10 protein-coding genes, 1 tRNA gene and 1 pseudogene are annotated in these 8,428 nt (G+C 52.2%); 7 read left to right on the top strand and 5 right to left on the bottom strand.

All coding sequences use genetic code 11. From position 1 onward, the window contains the following. Positions 1 to 297, bottom strand: a 297-nt coding sequence (locus PPOP_RS18820; RefSeq protein ID WP_006288297.1) for a hypothetical protein, incomplete at its 3' end; no start/stop codon positions are given. Between the two features lie 170 nt (positions 298 to 467). Here PPOP_RS18820 and PPOP_RS18815 point away from each other — a divergent pair. From PPOP_RS18815 to PPOP_RS24910, 5 genes and pseudogenes are all read left to right on the top strand, one after another. Then, a pseudogene (locus PPOP_RS18815) lies at positions 468 to 737 on the top strand (ATP-binding protein); the annotation flags it as partial. A 145-nt stretch (positions 738 to 882) separates the two neighbouring features. Further along, entirely contained in the window at positions 883 to 1,080 is a 198-nt protein-coding gene (locus PPOP_RS18810; RefSeq protein ID WP_006288295.1) for a helix-turn-helix domain-containing protein, read from the top strand. 370 nt (positions 1,081 to 1,450) lie between these two features. After that, on the top strand, positions 1,451 to 1,870 hold the full coding sequence (locus PPOP_RS24920; protein WP_234399908.1) for a helix-turn-helix domain-containing protein: 420 nt from the start codon (positions 1,451 to 1,453) through the stop codon (positions 1,868 to 1,870). 79 nt (positions 1,871 to 1,949) lie between these two features. Next, positions 1,950 to 2,735, top strand: coding sequence for a tyrosine-type recombinase/integrase (locus PPOP_RS24915; RefSeq protein ID WP_006288294.1), 786 nt, complete (start codon positions 1,950 to 1,952; stop codon positions 2,733 to 2,735). A gap of 19 nt (positions 2,736 to 2,754) precedes the next feature. Next, on the top strand, positions 2,755 to 3,201 hold the full coding sequence (locus tag PPOP_RS24910) for a tyrosine-type recombinase/integrase (protein WP_234399907.1): 447 nt from the start codon (positions 2,755 to 2,757) through the stop codon (positions 3,199 to 3,201). A gap of 42 nt (positions 3,202 to 3,243) precedes the next feature. Here the strand turns inward: PPOP_RS24910 and PPOP_RS18795 are convergent. Next, a tRNA-Leu gene (locus PPOP_RS18795) sits at positions 3,244 to 3,330 on the bottom strand. 223 nt (positions 3,331 to 3,553) lie between these two features. Next, a complete protein-coding gene (locus PPOP_RS26255; RefSeq protein WP_006288293.1) occupies positions 3,554 to 3,766 on the bottom strand; it encodes a hypothetical protein in 213 nt (70 codons plus the stop codon). A gap of 383 nt (positions 3,767 to 4,149) precedes the next feature. On the opposite strand from PPOP_RS26255, the gene PPOP_RS18785 reads away from it, so the two are divergent. Continuing rightward, complete coding sequence (locus PPOP_RS18785; RefSeq protein WP_006288292.1) at positions 4,150 to 4,788, top strand: hypothetical protein; 639 nt, start codon at positions 4,150 to 4,152, stop codon at positions 4,786 to 4,788. Between the two features lie 41 nt (positions 4,789 to 4,829). On the opposite strand, the gene PPOP_RS18780 is transcribed toward PPOP_RS18785, so the two are convergent. Continuing rightward, positions 4,830 to 5,444 (bottom strand): DedA family protein, encoded by a 615-nt coding sequence (locus PPOP_RS18780; RefSeq protein ID WP_006288291.1) that lies wholly within the window; start codon positions 5,442 to 5,444, stop codon positions 4,830 to 4,832. Positions 5,445 to 5,589: 145 nt separating this feature from the next. On the opposite strand from PPOP_RS18780, the gene PPOP_RS18775 reads away from it, so the two are divergent. Continuing rightward, positions 5,590 to 6,696: a YkvI family membrane protein gene (locus PPOP_RS18775; RefSeq protein ID WP_006288290.1), complete on the top strand. Its 1,107-nt coding sequence runs from the start codon at positions 5,590 to 5,592 to the stop codon at positions 6,694 to 6,696. 47 nt (positions 6,697 to 6,743) lie between these two features. Here PPOP_RS18775 and PPOP_RS23130 read toward each other — a convergent pair. Next, positions 6,744 to 8,428 (bottom strand): ATP-binding protein (locus PPOP_RS23130; protein ID WP_006288289.1); only part of this gene is annotated, 1,685 nt, incomplete at its 5' end.

Genomic DNA, 8,428 nt, shown 5'->3' with positions numbered 1-8,428 from the left:
CGTTAAAAAGCGGCTTAAAGTGTACTGTGCAAGTTTCCAAGGCTGAAACATGACTTTCAGCAATGCATCTTTGTCGGCCAATTGTGCCATCTGGGCAACGGAAGAGCAATTGGAAACGAGACCGACGACATAGAGGAAGCAAATAAGCCAAGATGGCGTTCCAGTGCGTTTCATAATGCCGGATTGAGTAAGTAACAGGGAAAAGTCAAATCGATCCCAGAGACTCTTCAGAATAGGCGCTCCCGCACACTCGCCGTGATTCCATTCTCTAAACTTCGGTTTTTGCAATGCTGACATTGGTGACCCACCCCATAATCTGAAGATATACCCTATAAAAAAGGTATCCTTCGCAATTATAGTGTCTATTTTGAAAAGTCAAGTGGTTTTTTAGATATTTATCGAAATATTGTAGACACTTTTGTAGTGGTGACTGATTACCAATTAGTGTATTGAACTGCATAGATCATGAGTATAAGCTACTTATTATTGATGAAATAGGCTATTTGCCGATTGAAGCAGAAGATGCCAAGCTGTTTTTTCAGCTTATTGATTTGCGGTACGAGAAGCGAAGCACCATATTCACTACAAATGTAAATTTCAGGGCGTGGGATGAAGTATTTCGTGAACCGAAGTTAGCCAATGCCATCTTAGATCGCATTCTACATCATGCAGCAGTTGTTACCATTATAGGCGAATCCTATCGATTGAAGAATCACATTGACCAAGAGGATAAGTGATTTTGTACATCCTTATACAAGCAAAATTGTACACGTTTATGTTGACATTTACAGAGAAGTAAAGGCTTGTTTGCTTGTCGCAGTCCTCCCTTTTTATCATACATCGCTTACCATTCACATCTGGACGATAAAAAGGAGGATAAACATGAATAGCGTTTCTACTCTACTCCATTTAGCACAAAAAGGTGACAAAGAAACAGAAGCCAAATTGATTGCCCGCTATGAGCCAGTTATTAATAAATACTCCAAACGAAATGGAACTATTGATGAAGATTGCAAACAACAGTTGACAATTGCTTTTATCCTGGCAGTTCGTCGCTTTGATCTTAATCGTTACAAATAAACACGAGCAAGCCATGTGGAGTATACTTCACATGGCTTGCTCGTGTTTTCACACACTTTCATTTTATTTGTATTGAGATAATTTCATGAAGCAGTTGCCTTTTTTGTTTCCAGTCCCCATTTATATTACAGGAAGCGATCTGGTAGATTTTAATATCTACCTTGATTGAGCCTTGATCCTTGAAAACTTCATATTGCTTGTTTCAAGTACGTTCCTCGGCCTCCGTCACCAGCGGAAGCGACCATGCGGTAGCGCCATGACTGTCTTAGACACGAGCGACTAACTACCGGCTGAAATCAATCTGTGGTGGGTTGAATCGCCATAACCGGCTAGAGGGGACTGATACTTCTGCCTGGCCAGCGTCATTGCATTGGGGGTAGCCCGCTCGGATGAGGGGGAGCTTCAGAAAATCGAAGTTATGATGCAGGCCTGCCACCTGCAGCTTGAAACAGGCATTCATTCCTCTATCACTGATTTCTTCATAACTCTCATTTTTCTTTCCTGCTACATACAAATTATCATTTCAGAGAGGAGACATTGGATCGTTCGTCCAACTAAACTTTTCGAGCATATGTTTCAAAATTATCCGGATGTCGTCAATGTCCCGCAACTATGCGAGATGCTCGGCGGCATTAGCACCAAATCGGCTTACAAGCTCCTACAAGAAAACAAAATCAACCATTTCAGAATCGGCAGAGCTTACAAAATCCCCAAAGCCAATGTCATCTCCTACCTCCACAGCATCATGACCTATTCTCCCACTTCACACTGTGATGCTTTAGTGCATTGAATCATTTGCTGTACTATGATATATTATCAGTGTCAATGGTAGGAGATCGGGCTGCTAACCAGGGAGGGATATTTTCAATATGGTAGCAGGCCACCTACAGGAAAAGAAAGGTCTTCTTTATATCGTTCTGAACTACAAAGATGACGGAAAACGAAAAAGCAAATGGATTCCCACCAAGCTGCCGGTAAAAGGCAACAAGAAAAAAGCGGAAACTATGTTGCTGGAGGCGCGCAAGAATTTTGTGCTCCCCTCAGAAGCCGATCTGGAGAATGCTGAAGAGGTAATTGCTGAAGAAAAAATCGAGAACACAGAGGAGCCCCAAAAAAGCGAAGAAGCGGATGAGGACGACATTTTATTCGCCGATTTCATGGTGGAATGGCTTGAAATGATGAAATACCAAGTTGAAATCACCACCCACGCAGCTTATAGTTTTGCTGTTAACACCAGGATAGTCCCGTACTTCCGGGAAAAAGGAATTTTTTTGAAGGAACTGCAACCCAAACACCTTCATGATTTTTATCAGTATGTATTGAAAGAATTCGATCTTACTACGAACACCGTGCTGCACTATCATGCCAACATCCGGCAGGCACTGCAATACGCTTTTGAAATGGACATGATTCCTTCGAACCCAGCAGACAAAGTCAAGCGGCTCAAGAAGAACCAATTTATCGGGAGCTACTACACAAGTGATGAACTAAACGATTTTTTCGAATTCGTGAAAGGCGATCCAGTTGAGTTAGCTGTTATTCTGGCAGCTTTTTACGGACTGCGACGAAGCGAAATTGTCGGACTAAAATGGGACGCCATCAACTTCCAGCATCAGACCATTACCATTAAGCACACGGTTATCCCTGTGTCGTAATCAGGGCAAACAAATCATAGTGGCGAAAGATCGGGCCAAAAACAAAGCGAGTTATCGCACTTTGCCGCTCGTTCCCGTCTCCCTGGAACTGCTTTTGCGGCTACTGGAAGAGCAACAAGCGAATCGGTCTTTGCACAAGGACTCTTACAGCAACCAATATCAGGACTACATTTACGTCAATAAGCTGGGAGAGCGAATTAAGCCGGGTTATATTACTCAGCATTTTCCACTTGTCCTTAAGAAGCATAACTTGCGACGGATTCGCTTCCATGATCTTCGTCATAGCTGCGCCAGTTTGCTTCTTGCTAACGGTGTCAGCATAAAGGAAATTCAAGTATGGCTGGGGCATAGCCACTATTCCACGACCGCCAACATCTATGTTCATCTTGAATACAGTTCAAAGATTTCTTCGGCTCAAGTGATGAGCAGTACCTTGCAAATTCCGAGTATGCAAAAAAGCTCCTGAATCTCCACGAGAGGAAATTCAAGAGCTCGTTCATTGTTAGGTTGGTGCGGTCGAGAGGACTCGAACCTCCACGGGGGTTAGCCCACACGGACCTGAACCGTGCGCGTCTGCCAATTCCGCCACGACCGCATATTTAGTAACTTACATTTCGCAATTAGTTTTCTTAGCGACAAAAAATATAATATCACGTATCCGGAATTACGTCAACAATTTTCGTATAAAAATTCAAACCCATTTTATAACGGCTCCACATGCCCCACGCCGATCGGCGACAAAAGAACAGGACTGTCCCAACAACTCGGCAGTCCATATCGCTTTCCTTTTCATGCTTCGCCTTCGGATGGCCCGACTCTCAGGCTCGCTCCGGCCGCGGCTCGCTGAAGGGCTGAATCAAGTAGCTCCGGCTCAGCTTCACGATGCGCCGATTGCGCTTGCGAATCATCACGTCGTCCTCGCTCCAGGCGACAACGATGCCGATAACATCATTCGCTTCGAGCATGTCCCGCACGACACGCACCATTGTGCCCTCCTGACGGAAGCGATCAAGCATAGTCTCATCCACCATGGCCGCATCTCCTTTCTTGTATCGACCGCATTCTTCCTCCGTCACGTGAAGGTTATCCGCCATGCTGCAATCGAGAGCCCGTTCAAAATGAACCTTGGCTTCCGACACCTTTTCCTGCAAAAATCGAGCTGTTGGTTGATCAATCATCTTCGTCGCCCCCACTCACCAACTTTTCTTTATTATATGCCAAACAGGTAAATGGAGAAAAGTAGGCAATTTCATACAACGACTGCAACTTCTTGGAGTGAGTTCCGTCTATATTAATAAGAGTGTCCCAAGTCCCGCTCTCCTTAGTTACATGTAGCCTGTTACGGTACAGATGAGAACCGATCCTACATCTTATTGTCATACCGCCGTGAAGCGGCGAAGGAGGAATCGCACCGATGACCCGAATGATGCATATGGTTGCTGCTGCTGTCGCTCTTGGCGTTCTTCTATCCGGCTGTTCGACGCAAGCCGGCAGCGTGCCGCCAGTGAATTCGAATACGCCGCACACGTCCAAGACAGGCCCGGCGGAAGAGACTTCGGCCGCAGGCAAGGATAAGACACGAGAACGTACCGAGATCGCTTCGAACAAGGATCATTCCCTTTCCGCCTCCGCTACGGCCGAGGAAGTCGAATTCAACCGGAAGCAGCCGATGCTGAAGGGGATTGGGCTGAGCGATACGGAGGAGCAGGTGCGGCAACTCTGGGGGGGACCCGTCTCCCAATTCGTGATGGACGATGAAGAGCCGATTCGTGTGCTGGAATATGACGGATTTTCGTTCGGCTGTCAAGATGACGATGAAGTCGTATTTGTCGAGGTATCGGGCGACGGCTTGTCCACCGGCATCAAGGGCCTGAACATCGGAGGCAAAAGCGATACCGCCGTGAAGGCTCTCGGCAAGCCGGATCAAGATACCGGCTATGCCTGGAGCTACCAAGTAGCCAACGCCCTGCTCCGTCTTGACCTCGATCCGAAGACAGGCAAGATCCAGTCCGTGAAGCTTTTCCCGATGGAGGAGGACGCATTGAAGGCTTAACTTCCCTGCCTGATTATGGAACGCCTTGAATCCGTAGTGGTTCAAGGCGTTTGTTTTGGGCGGACGCGACGCCGGATTAGGACGAACACAAGCGAGCCGACGATCAAGAGCATTGCTGCCAAGCCCAACAGATATAGCGTTCCTTTGGTATGAATCCAATGAACGGCCGCCTCCCAATGAACTCCGACGAGATGCCCTATCGTCAAAAAAGTAAAGACCCAGATAAGTGCTCCCGTCCCGGCTGCAATAAAATAAAGAGACCAATTCATTCGTGCAATTCCGGACAGGTAACAGGTCAAGTGGCGAAAGCCGGGAATAAAGTACCCGAAGACGATGGCCCATGGACCGAACCGCCGGAACCAGCGCTCGGCGCGTTCCACCCGGGCAGGTGTCAGCTTCACCCGCTTGCCGTACCGATCCAACAGCGGCTTGCCGACCCTCCGCCCCACAATGTAGCTGATCGTCATGCCGGTCATGCTCCCGGCAAGGCATACAACGAAGGCATGTATGTATCCGAACGGCCCTTCCACCGTCAAGCTGCCGACGAATATCATGATCGTCTCGTCCGGTATCGGTAAGCCGATGATGCCAACGGCAAGCAGAAAAAATAAAGCAATGTACCCGAAATGGGTCAATGCCCATGTAATCTCCAACAATCAAGGCTCCTCCTCTCAACTCGCTTACTATCTTACCACATTTAGGGGGTCATGTCCTGCCCAAGCTTGTCATACGTATAGTAGTACGAACAAGCTAGCTCAATCCTTCGCACCAAGCTTCGTCGGACAAGGAGGCGCCTAATCGTTGAGACAGACGCTGCGGATAGTACAAATTGCTTTCACTTACGTCGGAACCGTTGTCGGAGCCGGATTTGCGACGGGACAGGAAATCTTGCAGTTTTTCACCCAATACGGATGGATCGCTTCCTTCACGATTGGAGTGTCCAGCATTATCTTTCTCTTCCTCGGAACGAAGTTGATGCTGATTGCCCATCAGATCCAGGCCCGTTCCTATGAAGATGTGAACCATTATTTGTTCGGTTCCCGAATTGGCAGCTGGGTTAGCATTTTCGCGATGATTGTCATTGTGTGTGTGAACGGGGTCATGCTCGCCGGCGCAGGCTCCGTTTTCGTTCAGCAATTGAATGTTCACTACCAAGCCGGACTGCTGCTGACGCTCGTATCCTCCTTTTTCATCATCAACCGGGGGATGAGCGCGATATTGAGCCTCAATTCGCTCGTCGTGCCAACGATGCTCATCTTTACCATCATTATCGTGACCCACACGCTGCATATGCCGAACGCGGGACGGGTTTTTGCTATCACAACATACAAATCATGGTATGCCGCATGGACCGCTCCGCTGCTGTACAGCGCATTCAATCTGGCGATGGCCCAAGCAGTGCTCGTCCCGTTGGGCGCCTCTATTCCGGACCAGAGGATCATACGCATCGGGGGCGCGATTGGGGGCGTTCTCATTGGCGTACTGCTGCTGGCAGGCCATTTGGCTCTTTCCGTACATATGCCTGGCATACAGCAATTCGACATTCCGATGGGGGAAATCGCGCATACGCTCGGCGTCACCATCCAGCTCATTTATGTCCTGCTCATCTTTTCGGAAATTTTCACCACCTTCATCGCCGATCTGTATGGCATTACGCTTCAGCTCCATCAACGGACCGGAGTGTCGAAGAAGCTGATTACGGCGCTCATCATGATGGTATGCTATACGATCAGCCAATTCGGCTTCCGCAATCTGATCTCGTTCCTGTACCCGTTGTTCGGCATGTTCAGCCTCATATGGCTCTATTTGCTGCTGCAGGCGGCCCAACCGACGAAGCCCGGGCCGCCCTCCGCTCCATCTCACGCAGCAGGGAAGATCGATCTGAAGCCGATACAGCGCAAAAAATAACGCCACACCAAATGTCTGTGAACATGGCAAATTCATCTTCCCGAAACCTATCCGATCGGTTCCAGTTCCACAATGCGCACATCCGCTATCTCTTCCCGGAACGCCTTCGCCACATGCGGATGGCAGGTCGTCAACACGATCTGATGATCCGATGACAGCCGATGCAGCGCTTGTACGGCCTGTCCCAGCCTCCAGCGGTCATAATTGACGAGCAGGTCATCCAGGATCAGAGGAAGGGCCGCCTTATGGGACAACGCTTCCGCCAAGGCGAAGCGCATGGCCAGATAGAGCTGCTCGGCCGTTCCGCGGCTTAGACGGGAACTGTCGATCATTCGCCCGTCCGCCCGTTCCACCTCCAGCCGCTTCGTGCCGTACGGTGCCGTCACCCGGACATACCGCCCTTCGGTCATCGCCCGCAGATGAGCGGCCGCCCGCTTCAGCACCTCCGGCTGCTTCTCTTGCTCGTAGAGCCGCCTCGTCCGCTGGATCAGTGTTCGGGCCAGCGCCAATACCGCATAGCGGGACGCCTGTTCGTCGAGCTTCGCTTCGTTCATCGCCGCCTCGTGATGATGCGCCGCTCCCTCGACTTCAGCCATGAGCCGCTCCAGCTCTTCCTTCAGCCGCCCGCGCTGCTCCTCGCCTTCGCTGATGCGAGCATCCCACCGCTCCAACTCCGCTTGCAGTTCGGCGGCGCGCCGCTCCAGCTCGGCCTCGTCATCACGGGTCAGCAGTTCCTCCAGCGGCGCCCACTGCTCCGGACTTCCGCCACGGTACACGACGGCCTCGCTTTCCTGCAGTGTCCGTTCCCATTCTTGCCGACGAGCTTCGGCACTCATCCGCAGGATGAACTCCGCTTCCTCCTGCGCGCCCGCTTCCGTCAGCAACCGTTCCTTCCGCTTGCGGGCGGCCTCCGCTTCCCGGGCCGCCGCTTGGCATGCCTCCACGGCCGCTTCATGCTGCTGCACGCAGCGCTCATATTCCTGCTGCCGCTTCTCTTCCACCTCCAGCCGTTCCATCAGCCGGTACAGCTCCCCGAAGGAAGTGAAGCGCTGGAGGCCGTCCGCCGAATCCGTCCCCTCCGCTCCCGGGCGCTCGGCCGCTGCGGCCGCTTCGACGTCGCCTTCGGCCGCTTCCCAGGCGGCTTTCAGCAGCCAGGCGCATTCCTGCTCGACCTCTCCGATCTGGCGCCGCAGACGGGAGGCTCGCTCCCGCAGCCGTTCCCGCTGGCTCTCTATATCGAGCGCCTGCTCTACCCGGTGGAGATGCTCCAGCGCCCCGGCCGGGCTGAGCGACTCTGGCAGCCCTCGCTCCCGCAGCCAGCCGCGCCAGCGTCCGCCAGCTCCTCTTTCCGCCGCCAGGGCCGTCGCGGCTTCATCCGTCAAGACATCGGCCCGCCGCCCGGCGGCAGCGGCAGCCTCGGACGCATGCCGGGCGCGATCGGCCAGCTGCACCTGCTCTCGCGCCCACTCGGCCGTCGCGGCGATCATCTGCGTCAGCTCCTGCTGCTCCGCATCGTCAGGCAGTGCACCGCCGCTGGTCCCGTGCCAGAGTGGGCCAAGCAATCCCCGCAGCGCTTCAGCCTGCAGCGCGGCCATGCGCTCGGCCGCGCCGACCTCGTCTGCGGGGCCTTCACCCCGGCCTGCGTGCCCGCTGCGGTTGGCATACGCCCACGCGAGCGTCCCGGCGAGGCCGACGGCCGCCACCGCTCCGGCGGCCAGCCACTGGCCCGCCG

The sequence above is a fragment of the Paenibacillus popilliae ATCC 14706 genome (genome assembly GCF_000315235.1).
GTDB classification, from domain to species: Bacteria; Bacillota; Bacilli; order Paenibacillales; family Paenibacillaceae; genus Paenibacillus_B; species Paenibacillus_B popilliae.
This window is presented reverse-complemented; position numbering and strand designations above follow the sequence as displayed.